This is a genomic window from Bacteroides uniformis (assembly GCF_025147485.1).
In the GTDB taxonomy this organism is placed as follows: Bacteria; Bacteroidota; Bacteroidia; order Bacteroidales; family Bacteroidaceae; genus Bacteroides; species Bacteroides uniformis.
This window is the reverse complement of record NZ_CP102263.1, coordinates 4,250,338-4,267,916: the sequence shown is the minus strand read 5'-3', so window position 1 is coordinate 4,267,916 and position 17,579 is coordinate 4,250,338. Positions and strand designations below refer to the sequence as shown.

The 17,579-nt window shown below is 47.2% G+C and carries 17 protein-coding genes, 1 tRNA gene and 2 pseudogenes; 16 read left to right on the top strand and 4 right to left on the bottom strand.

Annotated features, from left to right (window positions below):
• Nucleotides 1–2: 2 nt before the first annotated feature.
• Nucleotides 3–689: a potassium channel family protein gene (locus tag NQ510_RS17335; protein ID WP_005831720.1), complete on the top strand. Its 687-nt coding sequence runs from the start codon at nucleotides 3–5 to the stop codon at nucleotides 687–689.
• Nucleotides 690–740: 51 nt separating this feature from the next.
• Here the strand turns inward: NQ510_RS17335 and NQ510_RS17330 are convergent, their stop codons facing one another.
• Nucleotides 741–2,249: a DUF3843 family protein gene (locus NQ510_RS17330; protein WP_034526093.1), complete on the bottom strand. Its 1,509-nt coding sequence runs from the start codon at nucleotides 2,247–2,249 to the stop codon at nucleotides 741–743.
• Between the two features lie 293 nt (nucleotides 2,250–2,542).
• On the opposite strand from NQ510_RS17330, the pseudogene NQ510_RS17325 reads away from it, so the two are divergent.
• The 11 genes and pseudogenes from NQ510_RS17325 to NQ510_RS17280 all read left to right on the top strand — a co-directional run bounded on the left by NQ510_RS17325 (nucleotide 2,543) and on the right by NQ510_RS17280 (nucleotide 9,221).
• Nucleotides 2,543–3,164, top strand: a pseudogene (locus tag NQ510_RS17325) (HU family DNA-binding protein).
• A 486-nt stretch (nucleotides 3,165–3,650) separates the two neighbouring features.
• Nucleotides 3,651–3,731 (top strand): annotated as a pseudogene (locus NQ510_RS18920) (hypothetical protein); the annotation flags it as partial.
• Entirely contained in the window at nucleotides 3,706–3,891 is a 186-nt protein-coding gene (locus NQ510_RS17320) for a hypothetical protein (protein WP_005831708.1), read from the top strand. The pseudogene NQ510_RS18920 and the gene NQ510_RS17320, both read left to right, overlap by 26 nt.
• Nucleotides 3,892–4,106: 215 nt before the next feature.
• The gene (locus tag NQ510_RS17315) at nucleotides 4,107–4,586 is read left to right on the top strand and encodes an HU family DNA-binding protein (protein ID WP_005831707.1); all 480 of its coding nucleotides are present in this window, start codon (nucleotides 4,107–4,109) and stop codon (nucleotides 4,584–4,586) included.
• A 126-nt stretch (nucleotides 4,587–4,712) separates the two neighbouring features.
• Nucleotides 4,713–4,940: a DUF4248 domain-containing protein gene (locus tag NQ510_RS17310; protein ID WP_005831704.1), complete on the top strand. Its 228-nt coding sequence runs from the start codon at nucleotides 4,713–4,715 to the stop codon at nucleotides 4,938–4,940.
• Nucleotides 4,941–5,076: 136 nt separating this feature from the next.
• Complete coding sequence (locus tag NQ510_RS17305; RefSeq protein ID WP_034526091.1) at nucleotides 5,077–5,526, top strand: DUF4890 domain-containing protein; 450 nt, start codon at nucleotides 5,077–5,079, stop codon at nucleotides 5,524–5,526.
• A gap of 60 nt (nucleotides 5,527–5,586) precedes the next feature.
• Nucleotides 5,587–6,135, top strand: a complete 549-nt coding sequence (locus NQ510_RS17300) for a DUF4738 domain-containing protein (RefSeq protein ID WP_005831701.1) — start codon at nucleotides 5,587–5,589, stop codon at nucleotides 6,133–6,135.
• Between the two features lie 49 nt (nucleotides 6,136–6,184).
• Complete coding sequence (locus NQ510_RS17295; RefSeq protein WP_005831699.1) at nucleotides 6,185–6,862, top strand: response regulator transcription factor; 678 nt, start codon at nucleotides 6,185–6,187, stop codon at nucleotides 6,860–6,862.
• On the top strand, nucleotides 6,859–8,148 hold the full coding sequence (locus NQ510_RS17290) for a sensor histidine kinase (protein WP_005831698.1): 1,290 nt from the start codon (nucleotides 6,859–6,861) through the stop codon (nucleotides 8,146–8,148). Before NQ510_RS17295 ends, NQ510_RS17290 begins: the two co-directional genes overlap by 4 nt.
• Before the next feature lie 92 nt (nucleotides 8,149–8,240).
• Entirely contained in the window at nucleotides 8,241–8,681 is a 441-nt protein-coding gene (locus NQ510_RS17285) for a PepSY-like domain-containing protein (protein WP_005831697.1), read from the top strand.
• Between the two features lie 36 nt (nucleotides 8,682–8,717).
• A complete protein-coding gene (locus NQ510_RS17280; RefSeq protein ID WP_005831695.1) occupies nucleotides 8,718–9,221 on the top strand; it encodes a PepSY-like domain-containing protein in 504 nt (167 codons plus the stop codon).
• 103 nt (nucleotides 9,222–9,324) lie between these two features.
• On the opposite strand, the gene NQ510_RS17275 is transcribed toward NQ510_RS17280, so the two are convergent.
• Entirely contained in the window at nucleotides 9,325–10,536 is a 1,212-nt protein-coding gene (locus NQ510_RS17275; RefSeq protein ID WP_005831694.1) for an L-serine ammonia-lyase, read from the bottom strand.
• 56 nt (nucleotides 10,537–10,592) lie between these two features.
• The gene (locus tag NQ510_RS17270; RefSeq protein WP_005831691.1) at nucleotides 10,593–13,130 is read right to left on the bottom strand and encodes an endonuclease MutS2; all 2,538 of its coding nucleotides are present in this window, start codon (nucleotides 13,128–13,130) and stop codon (nucleotides 10,593–10,595) included.
• A 116-nt stretch (nucleotides 13,131–13,246) separates the two neighbouring features.
• Here NQ510_RS17270 and NQ510_RS17265 point away from each other — a divergent pair.
• From NQ510_RS17265 to NQ510_RS17255, 3 genes are all read left to right on the top strand, one after another.
• Nucleotides 13,247–13,331, top strand: a tRNA-Ser gene (locus NQ510_RS17265).
• Between the two features lie 207 nt (nucleotides 13,332–13,538).
• A complete protein-coding gene (locus tag NQ510_RS17260) occupies nucleotides 13,539–14,075 on the top strand; it encodes a flavodoxin (protein WP_005831687.1) in 537 nt (178 codons plus the stop codon).
• A gap of 29 nt (nucleotides 14,076–14,104) precedes the next feature.
• Nucleotides 14,105–15,181 carry an alpha/beta hydrolase gene (locus tag NQ510_RS17255; RefSeq protein WP_008664986.1) on the top strand — a complete coding sequence of 359 codons (1,077 nt, stop codon included), beginning with the start codon at nucleotides 14,105–14,107 and terminating at the stop codon, nucleotides 15,179–15,181.
• Nucleotides 15,182–15,187: 6 nt separating this feature from the next.
• On the opposite strand, the gene NQ510_RS17250 is transcribed toward NQ510_RS17255, so the two are convergent.
• On the bottom strand, nucleotides 15,188–16,243 hold the full coding sequence (locus tag NQ510_RS17250) for a winged helix DNA-binding domain-containing protein (RefSeq protein WP_005831685.1): 1,056 nt from the start codon (nucleotides 16,241–16,243) through the stop codon (nucleotides 15,188–15,190).
• Between the two features lie 188 nt (nucleotides 16,244–16,431).
• On the opposite strand from NQ510_RS17250, the gene NQ510_RS17245 reads away from it, so the two are divergent.
• Nucleotides 16,432–17,577, top strand: a complete 1,146-nt coding sequence (locus NQ510_RS17245) for a COG1470 family protein (RefSeq protein ID WP_005831683.1) — start codon at nucleotides 16,432–16,434, stop codon at nucleotides 17,575–17,577.
• Nucleotides 17,578–17,579: the final 2 nt, after the last annotated feature.

Sequence of the window (17,579 nt, the reverse complement as noted above, 5' to 3'; positions counted from 1 at the left end):
AGATGAAGTATATTATTATCGGTTTAGGGAATTATGGTCACGTGCTGGCAGAAGAGCTTTCTGCACTGGGGCACGAAGTGATAGGTGCGGACGTGAGCGTCGGCCGGGTGGATAGTCTGAAGGAAAAGATTGCCACAGCCTTTGTCATCGACGCTACGGACGAGCAGGCCTTGTCCGTATTGCCGCTGAACAGTGTGGATGTGGTGATTGTTGCCATCGGCGAGAATTTCGGTGCATCCATCCGTGTAGTGGCTTTGCTGAAGCAGAAGAAGGTGCAGCATATCTATGCCCGCGCCATTGACGCTGTCCACCGTTCCGTGCTCGAGGCCTTTGAGCTGGAACGCATTCTTACTCCCGAGGAGGATGCCGCACGCGGACTGGTACAGTTGCTGGAATTCGGTGCCGATATGGAGACCTTCCGCGTGGCACCGGATTATTATGTAGTCAAGTTCACCGTTCCGGACAAGTTCATTGGCTATTATGCCAATGAATTGAATCTCGATAAGGAGTTTGGCCTGAAGATGCTCGCCTTGAAACGTGCCGAGACTTTGAAGAATTGCCTGGGCGTCTCGTATGTGGAACACAATGTACTGAACGAACTGCCGGAAAATGACCAGATACAAGCCGGCGACCAGTTAGTGTGCTACGGACGGTATAAGGATTTCCAGAAGTTCTGGAAAGCACTATGATAATTGGTAGTTGGAAATGTGTCAAAAGTGGTATTCACCCCCCATTTTCAACTAATCAAAGTCTTTCTCCCGACACCGATAATGGAAATAATCAGTCAGGAAGTGTGCATTCTTGCGTATGAACTCTTGCCCGTATTCTTTTCTTTGCAAACTGTTCAGATAAGCATCCGGAAGCATGCCTTCGTCTTGCAGGATGCAACTCAATTGGTAGGGGATAATGTCTGGGTTGACGATGAACATAATGGCGTTTTTCTCTGCTTCCTCCTTATTATAATTGGGGTTGTCCGGAGATTTGATGCATTCGCACAGCTTGAATTGGATATGTAGGCCGGTGTGCGGGTTGGCCATCAGCATGGCTCCGGTTTCTGTATGTATGCGTGGTATGTCCAGGTCTTCTTTCAAGCCGTATCCCATCTTGTTCAGCAGAAAATCAGAGATTTCCTCTTGCGATTGGCAGAATACAAAAGATTTCCCGCCGGATGCTTTTATGAAATCATGGAATGTAGCCTTTTCATTCGTCTTTTCTTTCTGTTTCGTCAAGTCGTCCACATATTCCGCCATTTTCTGGTCGTACTTGTTTTCGAGAAGCATGCCGCACTGCCACCATGCGTTGCCAAAATAAATCAGTTCGCAGATAAGGGTGCTTTTCCCTGCCTCTCGGCTACGGATGGCCGAAAGGTTCAAGGACTTCTTGGTTATCTTGAATTCGCCTTCGTCCTCACTGCACAAATCTTTGACGTACAGAAATTCATCGTCTTCTTTCTCCAGCAGATAGCAACTGTTTTCCCGTGCCTTCACCTTGCCCCAAAGCTGATGTTCGGGATGGGCTTTTCCGATGAGAGCCAGCCATTCCGGTGAGGTCAGCGACAGCAGGTTGCGGCGGCCTTTGAACGTCAGTGAGGTGCGTGTGGCATATATGAGGGTCTCTGCCATTTCGGGAGTAATCTTTTCATCATCCAGCAACCGTTCAGCTTCGTCCCGGCATTGGGCGACATTTTCGATGTTGAAGTAGCATTGGTAGTGAAACCAATCCAGTATCTCCCGGTAGCGGAAGAAGTCTTCTTCTCCCATGGCAGAGTGGTATAGAAATTCCTGCATCCTTTCATTTTCGGGAGCGGTTTCGTATTCCTCTGCAAGCAGTCCGTATATCTCTTGTGCAGTCTGCTCTATTCCGGGATTCTCGGGGTTGATGGCGCTTATTCCCCGGCACAGATATTGTATATGGTGCCAAAGCAGAAAGCGTATGTCCTCCAGATTGATTTCATCCGGAAAATAATCGCCTTTGATGGGGTAGAAGGGCAGATAGGCTCCGTATCGCTTCCGGCACTCGGCAGTGAATGCCTGCCAGATGCCGGTCTGGGAGATGACGTCCTCAAACCATGCGGCGAGGCAGAGGCTTGTATAGCGTATGTTTTCCTCTTCTTCGAAGGCGTCGGCTATCGTTGAAGAGTAAAGTCTTTTGTGGATTTCGTTTGCAATGCCGACGTAGTACTGGTCAACGCTGTTTGTCTGCTTGTACGGATGCAGTTCCAACCATTTTTTGGGATATATTTTCTTCATGACTCTAAAGTGAGTTTGGTGTGTATTTTTTATATGTTTCATTTCCAGCGTAAAGATATGTTTTTTATGGGAATTTTCTTGTTTTTCCTCCTTTCGATTAGTATATTTGTATGCTACTATTAAATCGTTCCATCGTGTGGAAAAAATCGTTCTACCATGGTGGAACGATTTTTCTTCCGTGGTGGAATGATATTTTCTCCATGGTGGAATGATTAAAGAATAGCATTTCTTCTCCTTAATGCCGTGGAAGAAGAAATGACGGAATTGCAGGACCATTTAAAAACAGAATATATATGAGTGCGTATTACGACCTTTTTCGAGAAACCCGACGTCCGCCAGACCGGCGAGCAACAATCCCTTTATGCCCGCTTTGTCCCCAAGGGCACCATCGACCGCAAGGAATTTATAGAGCGTGTACATCTTTTCACCGGTCTCAGCCGCAGCCTGCTGGAAGGAGCGATGGCAGGCTTTATGGATGAGTTGCGCGACTGCCTTGCCAATGGCTGGACGGTGGAGCTGGGCGAACTGGGTTACTTCACCCCCTCTTTGAGTTGTACCCGCCAGGCGACGGACAAGAAAGAGCTTCGTGCTGCCTCCATCGCTTTGCGCGGGTTGAATTTCCGTCTGGGCAGGGAGTTCTATAAGGATTTGAAAGGTAAGATGCAGTTGGAGCGTTGTCCGCAATCGGCATCGGTGCCTGCTTCGTCTGCCGATGAGGCGTTGGGCGTGGAGCAGCGCTGGCAGTTGCTGGATGAGTATTTGCAGCAGTATCCCTGCATCAATCGCTCCCAGTATGCACGGCTGGCAGGACGTAGTTATAAGCAGGCTGTTGTCGATTTGAATAGGTTTATAGAAGAAGGGGTGCTGATGAGGCATGGGATGGGGCCGAGTGTGGTGTATGCCAGAAAGAGGTAAAATTCAAGATGTGTATTTGTATCCGAATCGAAATGCAAAGGACATATCCCGTGAGCTCAATATGGATAAAGGGCTGTTATTCCGCATATTGAAAAAGCTGGAGGCAAATCATTCTCGACACCCCCAAGAATACGGACAGAGCACATCTGTTTTATGAGAAAGCCGGATTCAAGAAAATAGAGAAAGAAGAACTCCCCATCGAATACGATTATCCGTATGATGACAGTGACTTCTTCTGCCTGACCTTGAACGGATACCAATAAATTTACGGTTATTAGAAATTTAATCGGATAAATTAAGATTTATGGAGATACATAAAGTCCATTCTGTTTTTTTCAGTGCTACATTTACTACCAAAGCCATCGTGCAGGGTATCGTCAAGCAGCTGCACGCCGATAATATCCAACATGACATTACGAGTAATGTTTTAATCCCCCGGTTTGAGATTGGGACGCAATGCATTGTTGGTCGTAGGCGTGCCGTCCTATTCAGGAAGAGTGCCCGACACGTGCCATTGCGTCGGAGAACCCCATAAAGACAGATGAAAGTCAATGTATTTCATGTGGAAGGTGCATTGCCCTATGTCCTGTCGGCTCACGAAACTACCACTATCCATTTTTCGGAAAAAAGAGTTTGGAGTTTGCAAGCGCAAATTCAGAGAGAAAAGAACCTGAACTTTTTTACGCTGTCAATTAAAGATGCCGTAAAGGATAAAAACAATGTATGATTAAGGAATAAAATTTCTTAGTCATTGTCTATCAGTTCCTTTCTTTTTCTCCAATATCCTTTTTTATCCTACGAAAACCTCCTTAAACCTCCGTTAAAGCACCACCCCGTTTTCTGCCTATTGTATCTTTGCATCGTGGTCACAAAGAAACTGGTTTTGCAGACTGACGAGCGAACAAGACCGACTTTTATTAATCAACTTAAAATTAAAAAACTATGGCTTTGAATTATGAAGTAAAAAAGAGAGTATTCGGTTTTGACGAGACAAAAACGGAAAAGTACGTGGCGCAGATGAAAACTTTGGGTGTGGTAGGTTTTAAGGATTTATGCGACGAGGTTTCCAAGATAGGCATGGCGCCTCGCGGTGTGGTGAAGTTGGTGCTGGACGGATTGATCGACACCTTGAATATGGATATCAACAAGGGATTTTCAGTACAGCTGGGTGAGTTCGGCTGTTTCCGTCCCGGCATCAATGCCAAGAGCCAGGACAAACTGGAAGACGTGACGGCAAGCACGATTTATCGCCGCAAGATTATCTTCACCCCGGGCTTCTACTTTAGGGACATGCTGACCCGCGCCAGCGTAGAGAAGATGGATTGGTCGGGCAACGGCACCGTTTCTGGCGGGGGTAGCTCCAAACCAAATCCGGATGGCGGCGGTTCCGATGGCGACCAGGGAGAAAATCCGTTAGGATAAACATTCTGTAAATAAGGAGAATATGAACTTTCTCAGAAAAAGGTTCATATTCTCCTTGAAATACTTGACTTCGCCTTTTGAATATCGTATCTTTACATCAATCATTTAAAAATCAGACAAACTGCTATGGAAACAGAAAATGGCTTTCGTATCACGACTTATAAAAAGAAAGATTTGGCATGCCTCTATTGCCCCAATGCTACTGCACGTTGCGCCATCCGCACCCTGACGCGGTGGATAAAACGGAATCATGAACTGTATGAAGCCTTGGCGCATACCGGGTACAATGTAAGGACACGGACATTCATGCCGAAGCAGGTGAGTCTTATCGTACAGTATCTGGACGAACCTTAATATTCTTTTCAACCTCATTTATTATGTTAAAGCGGGAAGTTGCGGTTAAACTTCCCGCTTTTGTTTTTGTCATAGATACGTTGCAACACAATAGGTATAACTAACATAAGGTATTAATTAAAAAAAGAGAAAAATGATGAAAAGAATAGTTCTGATATGGATGGCCGCCTTCCTGATGGGTGGCATGGCAATGGCACAACATGCCCGCCACAGTGATAAAATGCCCGAACCGAAAGTCCGTGCCGAGCGCATGACGGAACGGATGGTGAAAGAGTACTCCTTGAACGATACGCAGAAACAACAACTGCTGGAGGCAAATCTGGCATTGGTTGAGAAAATGGGAGATATGCCGATACATCGTGCCAAAGCACACAAGCATCATAAGAGAGATGGCAAGCGCCATCAATTGACGGATGAGCAACGCGCGCAGAAAAAAGCGGAGATGGAAAAGAAGCGTGAAGAGATGAAGACTGCCCGTATTGCTTATGATTCACAACTCCAGAAGATTATGACGGAAGAACAATATGCTGCATACAGCAAGAAAGTGCAGGATAGAAAAGCAAAAATGGAATCTAAAAGAAAATAAATTTTCTATTGCATTCAATTTGTACTATTTTTGTCCGGTCAACTACTAAAAAACAGAACGATGAAGAATATAGTCTATATTTTAGTGTGTGCATCGGTCATCTTCTTCACTGCTTGTTCGTCTCAAGACAAGAATAAGAAAGACGGTACGCAGGTATTGATGCAGGATAGTACAGAAATTGCCGGCCCACAGCGCATGCAGGTGTCTGATGTAAAAACATCCTTTACGTATAAGGGAAAAGAGTATCAGTCTTCTGTAGTGCGCCGGCCGGATGAATCTCTGCCGATAGTGAAAAACGAGCAGGGGGAGAAATTTGTGGATAACCGTATCACCTTGCGCATCACGTGCGGCGGGAAGCAGGTGGTGGATAAAGTGTTCACCAAAGATAATTTTGCTTCGTTGGTGGATGCCAAGTTCATGAAGTACTCTATTCTTGAGGGGCTGGTCTATGACAAGACCACTCCGCAAGGAATCATATACGCGGCCAGCGTCTGCTATCCGCAATCCGACCTTTATGTTCCCATCAGACTGACCATTACGGCTGACGGGAAAATCTCCATGGCAAAAGAAGAACTGATGGAGGACTATCAGACAGACAGCATTGATTAGTGGATAGTTTTCCAGATTGTTTCCAGTTTTATAGACCATCTTTGCCGGTATGAAAATCCTGATTGTAGAAGATGAGCAAGATTTGCGGGAAACCATCCGCACTTCGCTCTTGAAAGAAAAGTTTGTTGTAGAGACCGCTGCCGACTATTTTTCGGCATTGGATAAAATCAATGACTACGATTACGACTGCATTCTGCTGGATATCATGTTGCCTGGCGGGAGCGGTCTGGACTTGCTGCGTGAGCTGAAACAGCTGCACCGCAGTGACAGTGTGCTTATTATCTCGGCCAAAGACTCGCTGGACGACAAGGTGGACGGGCTGGAACTGGGAGCCGACGATTACCTTACAAAGCCTTTCCATCTGGCAGAACTCAATGCACGTGTCAAGTCATTGATACGTCGGCGGCAGGCGAAGGGAGATGTGACCGTCACCCTTGGAAATCTTTTGCTCTACCCCGACAAACGGCAGGTAGAGATAAACGGAAAGCCCTTGCAGCTGAACCGCAAGGAGTTCGACCTGCTTTATTATTTTGTAGTCAACCCCGGCCGGGTCATCAATAAAATGAGCCTTGCCGAGTCGGTGTGGGGAGACAATATAGACCAGGCGGATTCGTTGGATTTTATCTACTCGCAAGTGAAGAATCTGCGTAAGAAATTGAAACAAGCTGAGGCTACCATAGAATTAAAGGCTGTCTATGGATTCGGCTACAAACTCTCCGAACGATGAAGCTGCTGAGCTACACCTACCGCAAACTTGCATTGCTGCTGTTTCTGTTGATGGCAGTGTGGGGTGTGCTGTTCTATTACGCAATCATTGACGAGGTGGTGGATGAGACGGACGATACGTTGGAGAATTACGGTGAGATATTGATGGAGAGTGCGCTTCACGACCCCTCGATACTCGAAACGGAAGGCTCGTTGATGTCTTTCTATAAGTTCACCCCTATATCCGAAGAGGAAGGGCGGCATTACAGACAAGTGTTCTATGATGCTACGGTTTATATCGAACTGGAGGATGAAGACGAACCGGTGCGTGTCATGTGTACCGCTTTCCGTATGCCCGACGGGCAATATTATGAGTTGAAACTGATGATTTCCATTTTGGAGCGGGATGACATGGTGGAGGCTATGCTTTGGTATCTGGGAGCGCTGTTCCTGTTGTTTCTCATCTGTACTTCCATCGGCATCCAGTTGGTGCTGAAGGGAGTGTTCCGTCCGTTACATAGGTTGCTTGACTGGCTGCACTGCATTCAGCCCGGCAAGGAGGTGCCTCCATTGGACAACCCGACGAAGATACGGGAGTTCCGCCAGTTGAGCGATGCTGCATTGGATATGGGCAACCGCAGCTACAAGGCATACGAGGAGCAGAAGCAGTTCATCGAGAATGCCTCGCATGAGTTGCAGACACCGCTTGCCATCGTGAGGGGAAAAGTGGAACTGCTGGCTGAGAGTGAAGGGATGACGGAACAGCAAATGGAGCAGCTGGACGAGATATATGCCACGCTGGGGCGTGCCGTAAAACTGAACAAGTCCCTGCTGTTGCTTTCCCGTATAGAGAACGGGCAGTATACCGAGATGGAAGATGTTTCGGTGGATGAGATATTGGATGAACTCTTGCCCGACCTGATGGATATCTATGAACATAAGCAGGTGAGACTGATACGAAAACGGGAGGAGCAGCCTTTTATCATCCGTTGCAACCATTCGCTGGCGCAAATACTGGTTTCCAATCTGGTGAAGAACTCGTTGCTGCACAATAGGGAAGGGGGAGAGTTGCAGGTGTTTACTACTCCCGCTTCTCTGGTCATCAGGAATACGGGGGATGCCCCTTTGGATGGAGAGAAGTTGTTCCGGCGTTTCTATCATGGCATGGATGGCAAGAAGGACTCCACCGGACTGGGGCTTGCCATAGCGCGTTCCATTGCGTTGTCGTCTTCATTGAAGCTCACGTATGAATGGCAGGACGGTATGCATACTTTCCGTCTGGTTAAAGAAAGTAAAATTTACTGTTAACTGCGGTTATTCCCAAATCTTTCCTAATTCTCTACCGTTATTTGCAGTGTGAATAATATGAAATTTATTAGTAACATTAAAAAATAACGATTATGAAGAAAGTATTGTCTATTCTTGTGTTGGCTCTTGTAGCTGTTCAGTTTGCCTTTGCCGGTGATGTCATCACTCAGGATACCAAGCAGCTTCCGCTGACGGCACGCAATTTTATCAACCAGTATTTCTCGAAACCGCACATTTCACACATCAAGATTGAAAGTGAAATATTGCAGACTAAAAAATATGAAGTGCTGTTGACAGACCGTACGGAAATAGACTTCGACAAGAAAGGAAATTGGTTGGAAGTGGATTGCAAGAAGTCCGCTGTTCCCGAAGCATTGATTCCGGTTCCGGTAAAGGAGTATGTGAAGGCTAACTTCCCGAGAGAGATTATTACTAAAATCGAACGCGGACGTACCGGTGTGGAAATTGAATTGGGTAATGACTACTCTTTGAAGTTCAACAAAAAGGGAAAGTTCGTCAGCATGGACGATTGATTCTCCAGTAACTATTAACCTAAACTTTATAGAGAAATGATGAGAATGAAGATTCAAATGTTGGCGATGATGTTCATCGCCGCCTTGGCACTTGGTGCATGCAGTGATGATGACGACAAGGATGATGTCAAAGTGCCCGAAGCAATGTCACAAGCATTGAAGTCCAAATACCCTTCCGCAATCCATGTGGAATGGGAACAGAAAGGGGGCTATTTCGTTGCAGATTGTAAAGTGGATGGGCAGGAAAAGGATGTATGGTTCAATAATCAGGCGGAATGGCAACTGACGGAAACCGAATTGCTTTGGAATAATCTTCCGGGAACAGTACAGACCTCTTTCAGCGCCAGTGAGTATGCCGGTTGGAAGATAGAGGAGATTGTTCTTTTGGAGTATCCGGTAGTGCCTATGCAGTTTGTCATTGAAGTTGAAAAGGGAAATGCAGAGTATCAATTGTTCTATTCGGAAGAAGGCGGCTTGCTACAGACAAAAGATGTGAGCGGTAATAGGGATGATACGCATTGGCCGGTAAAACTTGATTAGGGATGAGGGGTTAGGGATTACGGATTAAGGATGAAGGATTAAGGTTCAATATGATTGCACACCCCTAATCCTTCATCCTTAATCCGTAATCCGTAATCTCTAACTACATCGGCTTATAATCCTTCGCCAGTCCTCCTTCGCTGGTTTCTTTGTAGAGGGAGGGCAGGTCGTTTCCGGTTTCTTTCATGACTTCCACCACCTTGTCGAATGATACGCGGTGCATGCCATCGGTGAAGGAGGAGTAAAGGTTGGCATCCAGGGCACGTGCGGCGGCGTAGGCATTACGTTCGATGCACGGGATTTGTACCAACCCACAAACCGGGTCGCAGGTCATTCCCAAATGATGCTCCAATCCCATTTCAGCGGCATATTCTATTTGTGCCGGACTGCCTCCAAACAATTGGTTGGCTGCGGCTGATGCCATGGAACATGCTACGCCTACCTCTGCCTGGCATCCGGCTTCCGCTCCCGAAATGGAAGCGTTGGTCTTCACGATGTTTCCTATCAGTCCGGCTGTGGCAAGGGCACGGAGTATGCGTGTGTCGCTGAACTCCCGGCTTTTTTGCAGATGATAGAGCACTGCCGGTACAATGCCACACGAACCGCAGGTAGGTGCAGTGACAATGACCCCACCTGACGCATTTTCTTCACTTACTGCCAAGGCATAGGCAAATACTAGTCCGCGCGACTGGAGGGAAGCCTTGTAGCCACTGGCACGTATATAATAGGTAGAAGCCTTTCGGCGCAGATTCAGAGGGCCAGGCAAGACTCCTTCACTATCCAATCCCCGTTTTACGGCAGCCTGCATGGTTTTCCATACCTCCTGCAGGTAATCCCAAATGTCGCTTTCCTCGCATTCCTTGACGTACTCCCAGTAACTTTTTCCGGTACGTTCACACCATTGTAGTATTTCGGTCATACTGTTCATTTCGTATACATCCGGGGTGTTTACGGATGATGCTCCGTCATTCTCTTCTGCCAGGGCACCGCCGCCGACACTGAATACAGTCCATTGGTCGGTCTCCTTGCCTTCGCTGTCCAAAGAAACGAATTTCATGCCGTTGGGATGGAAGGGCAGGAATATTTTGGGTTCCCAGATTATTTCTACCGGTGCTGCGGGTTGCAGTGTCTCGGTGATGGCAACATTGGTCATGTGTCCCTTGCCGGTAGCGGCGAGGCTTCCGTATAGGGTTACTTGGAATGCGGCTGCTTCGGGATGCCTTTCCAGGAATATCTGAGCTGCCTTGCGCGGTCCCATGGTGTGGCTGCTGGATGGACCGGTACCGATACGGTAGAGTTCTTTGATTGATTTCATATATTTCAGATTTATGATTTAGCTTTAACTATCAATTATCAACTGTCAATTATCCATTAACTCAAGTCCACAACGGTGATGCCTGCTCCGCCGAACTGTATATGTTCGTCGGCAAAGTGGCGCACTCCGGGGACAGTTTCCAGATATTGACGGATAAGCATGCGCAGGATGCCTGTTCCCGTTCCGTGAAGGATACGCACGCGTGACATGCCGACAAGGATGGCGTCATCAATGAAATAGGTAACGGCTTGCAAGGCTTCGTCGCCACGCATGCCGCGGACATCAATGTCTTGTTTGAAATGCAGTTTCTTCTCGTACATGCTGTCCTGGGTCTGGGCGCTGATGAAAGTGCTTTTGGTGGACACATCAGCTTGTTTAGGCTGCGCGTTGGTACGTTCCAGCCTGTCCAGCTTTACGGTAGTCTTGATGCTGCCGAACGCGATGACCGCATTCTTGCCATTCACTTCCATTACTTCGCCCACAGAGGTTTGGCCCTTTATTCTGACGTTGCAGCCGGGGGTGATGGCTGCAAGGCGTTCTGCCTCTTTCCGCGCCTGCTGTTCTGCCAAAGCCTGGGCAGACAGTCCGTTCTCTTTTCCTTTGCCCGCTTTCTTTTCCTTTTTCCGGTTCTGCTTCTCTTTCAGCTTTTCCATTTTGCGGGCGATTTTTTCTTCCAGTTCCTTGTTGGCAAGCGCTTCCATTGATTCACGGAAGTTCGTCAACTCCTGGCGGGCCTGGCGTGTTTTTTCTTTTTCTGCTTGGGCTTCTTTGATGGAGCGTATGGTGTTCTCGATGCGTGCATTGGCTTCCTGCATCAGTTGCTCCACTTCTTCCTTCGCTTTGCGCAGAATCTCCTTCCGGGATTTCTGCAAATCTTCGATTTCGGTTTGATAGCGCTCGATAGTCTCTTCCATGTGCTTTTCACGCTGGCGTATTGTCTGGCGTTTGCCTTCCCAATAGCGTTTGTCGCGCACAATGTCTTGCAGGTACTTATCGGCATTGATGTATTCACTGCCCACAATTTCCGAGGCATCGGCGATGACATCTTCCGGCAGACCTATTTTGCGGGCAATCTCTACAGCGAACGAACTGCCCGGATTGCCTATCTGCAACTGGAACAGTGCTTGCATCAGATGGCGGTCATAGAGCATGGCGCCGTTTACTACACCTTCATGGTCTTCGGCAAAATGCTTCAGGTTCTGATAGTGTGTGGTGATGACACCGAACGTCTGTTTTTGGTTGAAGCGTTTCAATACGGCTTCGGCGATGGCGCCTCCTATCTGGGGCTCCGTTCCACCACCGAATTCATCAATCAGGATGAGGCTCCGTTCATTGCAGCTTTTCATCATGATTTTCATGTTCATAAGGTGGGAGGAGTAGGTACTCAAATCATCTTCAATGGACTGCTCGTCACCGATGTCGATGAATATACTGCTGAATATTCCGGCATGACTGCGTTCGTGCATCGGGATGAGTAGTCCGGATTGCAGCATGTATTGTAATAAGCCTACTGTCTTTAGGCAGACGGACTTGCCGCCTGCGTTCGGACCGGAGATAATGAGGATACGTTGCTTTTCATTCAGTTCGATGTCAAGCGGTACGACTTTTTTGCCATGTTTGGCGAGAGAAAGTTGCAAGAGTGGGTGTACCGCCATTGTCCAGTCCAGTAGTTGCTTGTTTTCGAGAGCCGGTTTGAGTCCGGATATTTGCTCGGCAAACAATGCTTTGGCACGTATGAAGTCTATTTCGGCAAGGAACTCGTATGATAGCAGTACGTCGGAGATGGAGGGGCGCAGCTGGTTGGAGAAGTCCGTCAGGATGCGGATAATTTCTCTGCGTTCGTCACCTTCAAGTTCTCGTATGCGATTGTTGGCTTCCACTACTTCGGCAGGCTCGATGAATACGGTTTTACCACTGGCCGACTCGTCGTGTACAATACCGCGTATTTTCCGTTTCAGTGCCGGTGCAACGGGAATGACCAGACGGCCGTCACGCATGGTGGGCGTTACGTCTTTGTCCACAACGCCCTCGGACTGGGCATTTCGTAGAATACTGTTCAGTGAGCGGGAGATACTTCCCATAGTACTTGCCAGTTCCCGGCGGATGCGTGCCAACTCTGTAGAGGCATTGTCCTTGATTTTTCCGTAAGGAGAGAGGATGCCGTTTATTTTTGCTATGAGCTGTGGGAAAACGGTGATGTCTCCTGCCAGTCTTTTCAGACAAGGGTAGGGGGAAGCGCCCTCTTCCTCATCATCGTCGCTTTTCTGTAGGAAGCGTACAATATCACGTATGGTTTCTAGTGAACGGCGTAGGTCAAAGAGTTCTTGTTCATCTAGATACATGCCTTCCACACGTATGCGTTTCAGTGACGGGCGTACATCAAAAAAGTATTGTGCCGGGAAGTTGTCTTCTTCTTGGAGTATGCGTACAAATTCAGTGACTTGGTCCAAACGCTCCTCTACCTCTCCAAAGTGGTCGGAGAATGCCATGTCCATCACCCGTTCTTCGCCAAGTGTACTGAGGCATTTTTCTTTCAGCAATTGGCGTATTTGGTCGAAACCTATTTTCTGTTCAAAGTTCTGCGGATATATCATGGTGCAAAAGTACTATTAATTCATGAAAAAAGAGAAAGGAAGTTTGCAGAATTAAAAATGATTTGTACCTTTGCACCGCTTTAAAGAGGAAAGCACTTCCCGAAAAGGAAGTTTTAGGAGAGGTGGCAGAGTGGTCGATTGCGGCGGTCTTGAAAACCGTTGTGCTGCGAGGCACCCGGGGTTCGAATCCCTGTCTCTCCGCAGAGCTCCAAAGACAAAAAGGATTCAAAGTATGACAAATCCCGTAAAACCTTGATTTTACGGGATTTTTTATTTCTCTTCTCGGACATCTATCAGTAATTTGGGTTATATAATCAGTAATCTGGATACCTATGTAATAATAATACCCGCTACTTTTGTATCGCTATAACAATTGGATTTATATGTTTCAACTAAATAATATATCGTATGAAAAGATTGGTGTTGTTTATGATGGCAGTTATGCTGTTGTCTATTACTGTTAACGCACAGAAAAAAGGTGGTAAGACACTGGTAGCTTATTTCTCGGCAACGGGAACAACGGCAAGGGCTGCCAAGTTGGTGGCAGAAGCTGTTGATGGGACCTTCTACGAAATACAGCCTGCGAAAAAGTACACGGCTGCTGATTTGGACTGGCACGACAAAGCTTCGCGCAGCAGTGTGGAGATGTCGGATTCCAAATCACGTCCTGCATTGTATTCTAAATTGGGAAGTCTCGCGGAGTATGATACCATTTATATAGGTTTTCCTATTTGGTGGAATTTGGCTCCAAGAATCATCAATACATTTATAGAAAGCGGTGATTTTGCAGGTAAAACGGTTATTCCATTCGCCACTTCGGGAAGCAGCAGTATTTCTAATGCAGAAAAGGAATTGCAGACGAATTACCCCGGCATAAACTGGGGAAAAGGCAGGCTGCTGAATGGAGCGAGCCGGGAAACTGTCAAGCAATGGATTAAGAAATGAATTTCCAACCGAAACTTAAAGAAGTAGAGATGAAGAACATGGTAAAAAACATATGTGCGGCGATGGTTATTAGCCTTTGTGCTGCAGGACATTTGTCTGCAACAGAAAATAATCCTAATAATGATAATAAATTTATGGAAGAGAATTTGAATCTGACTCAAGAGTGGGACAAGACATTCCCACAGAGTGATAAAGTAGACCATAAAAAGATAACTTTCCACAACCGTTACGGCATTACACTTGCCGCCGATTTGTATGTACCCAAGAATGTGACGGGTAAATTGCCTGCCATTGCCATCAGTGGCCCATTTGGTGCCGTGAAGGAACAAGCTTCGGGCTTGTATGCGCAGACATTGGCAGAACGTGGATTCCTGACGATTGCTTTCGATCCATCCTATACGGGAGAAAGTAGCGGCCAGCCCCGTTATGTGGCTTCGCCGGACATCAATACGGAAGATTTCAGTGCAGCGGTCGATTATCTTTCCACCCGTGACGATGTAGATGCAGAGCGCATCGGCATTCTCGGTATTTGTGGATGGGGAGGCATGGCGCTTAATGCAGCGGCTATCGATACTCGCATCAAGGCTACAGTTACGGTAACCATGTACGACATGAGCCGGGTCAATGCTAACGGTTATTTCGATTCTATGAATGCCGATGCACGGCATGAATTGCGGCGCCAGCTTAATGCTCAGCGTACGGAGGATTATAGAAACGGTACATTTGCTCTTGGAGGAGGTGTAGTAGACCCGTTGCCTGCCGATGCTCCACAATTTGTGAAGGACTACCATGCCTATTATAAAACACCGCGCGGCTATCATAAGCGGTCACTCAACTCTAACCACGGATGGAACAAGACTTCACCGCTTTCGTTCATCAATATGCCTATCCTTTCATATAGTGATGAAATCCGTAGTGCAGTGTTGATGCTGCACGGTGAGAAGGCCCATTCACGTTATTTCAGTGAAGATGCTTTTAAAAAGTTGCAGGGTGATAATAAGGAACTGCTGATTATTCCCGGTGCAAACCATGTAGACTTGTATGACAATATAGAGGTAATTCCATTCGGCAAAATAGAGAGATTCTTCAATGAAAATCTTCGATGACCGCCTTTAATGTGTTAGGAACCGGACGTACTTTTCTTTAGCCTGGTTCAGCAACTCCTCTTTCAGGCAGATGTCTTTCCGGAAAAGCGAATGCTCCGGGAAGATTTCTTTTTTCTTGGACGCCTTGTTCCAATTTCCTACTACATGCCCCTTATAGAGAAGTACCGGAAAGAACAATCCGTTGTTGGTGAAAGCTTTGGAATAGTCCTCTTTGGGTAGGACGTCCGTCCGGTCCTTGTATCCTATCAGGTATTCGTCGTAGGAGGGAAGAAGGTGCAGGTTACCGGTCGCCTTTCCAGATGTCCGGCAGGAGTCATGGATGTACCATGTCTGGCTGTTCCATTGTTCGGACATCAGTTCCGGTTCTATCAGAGAAATGGCTTGCCTTGCTTCCGTTAAAGGCAAACCAGACCACCAGGAGAAGTCTTGCAGGGTAGCGGGGGCATGGCTGCGGAAATAGGCTGTAGCCAGGCGGGCCAGCGCTTCTTCTTTCGTCAGTTCGGGGGTAGGTGGAACTCTTTCGTCCAGAAGGGCATAGGTGTGTTGCCGTCCATGGCATTCTCCGCTGCACACAATTCCTTCGACTTCGGCACGCGACATAAAGCGGGTCATGTGGTAGTTGTCTGCAAGCAGTCCCGAACGTTCAAAATGTTCCGCAATCTCTTGTTTCGTCAGGCTTCGCTTCCCGCTGAGGATATTCCCAAGTACGGTATGGCTTCTGTCATATTGCTGTTCCGTGATTTCCAGACCATGTCCTTTTGCATAAGAATCATTGGCGGATTTGATGCGTTGTGCAGAGAGTTTCAGCATCCAACGAATGTCTTCTGCTGCTACCAGGTGCCATGTGGGACGCATTACGTGGGTTCTCAGTATTTCCCCTTGATGCAGGGCTTTTTCCACGGCTTGAATTCCCGGTGACTTCAGCCGCATACCTACGGCCCATTTCACCATTGTATAGTCTTGTGCCTGCATGGCGCCCATCCAGGAGATCAGTTCTTTCGGGTGGCCGAAGAGTGGAGTGGACAGTTGCTGGTTCTGTAAGCGTATTTCAGGGATTCTCATGTCGGTATGGTATTCGTTTGTATCAATAGGAATCGCAAAGATAAGAAAAGCAGGTCATCGCAGGGTATATCGTGTCCGCAATTATATTCTTTTGTTTCTTTTAACAGCTACTAATATAGCTATCTTTTATTTTTGCAACACACAAATTTGGAAAATATTCATAATTAAACAACCATAAGAACTTTTTTATGACTATGAGAACAAATTGTATTTTATTGTTAGTTATTTTGTTGGGAGCCTTTCCCTTAAATCGTGTACATGCCGATGAATCTGGAAGCATAATTCTGTACACTCCTTACACAAAAATTTCCGTGACGCCCGGAGCGTCCATTGATTACAGCATTGATTTGATTAACAACACGGACAGGGTTACAAATGCAAATCTCTCGGTCAGCGGATTGCCGGGCAGTTGGAAGCATGAAATCAAGTCAGGCGGCTGGACCCTCAGCCAGCTTTCTGTACTGTCCAAGGAAAAGAAAACGTTCAATTTGAAAGTGGAAGTTCCTCTAAAAGTAAATAAAGGAAGTTATCATTTCACAGTATTTGCCGGAGAAACCAAACTGCCGTTGGAGGTGGTCGTGGCCCAGAAAGGAACTTACCAGACCGAGTTCACTACCGACCAGCCCAATATGCAGGGCAATTCCAAGTCCACCTTTACCTTCAATGCCACTTTGAAAAACCAGACGGCCGACCAGCAGCTGTATGCGCTGATGGCCAATGCCCCCAGAGGCTGGAGTGTCGTGTTCAAGCCTAACTATAAGCAGGCCACTTCTGCCCAGGTGGAAGCGAACAGTAGCCAGAATGTGAGTATAGAGATTGTCCCTCCCGCCAATGTGGAAGCCGGCAATTACAAGATTCCGGTACGTGCGGCTACCGGTACGACTTCTGCCGACTTGGAGCTGGAAGTTGTTGTCACGGGTTCCTACGAGATGGAATTGTCCACGCCCAGAGGATTGTTGAGTACCGAAATCACAGCGGGAGATGTGAAGCGTATCGAGTTGGTGGTTCGGAATACCGGTTCTTCATTGTTGAAAGATATCCAGCTTTCTGCCAATAAGCCCGTGGACTGGGAAGTGTCTTTTGAGCCTTCGAAGATTGATATGCTGAAGGCGGGGGAAACGGCCAATGTCGTAGCTACCATGAAAGCATCCAAAAAGGCATTGCCCGGAGATTATGTGGCTACCATGACGGCCAAAACTCCTGAAGTGAATACAGACGCCCAATTCCGCATTGCCGTGAAAACCCCGATGATATGGGGATGGGTGGGCGTTTTGATAATAATCGTTGCCATAGGTGCCGTATGCTATCTGTTCCGTAAATATGGAAGGAGGTGAGC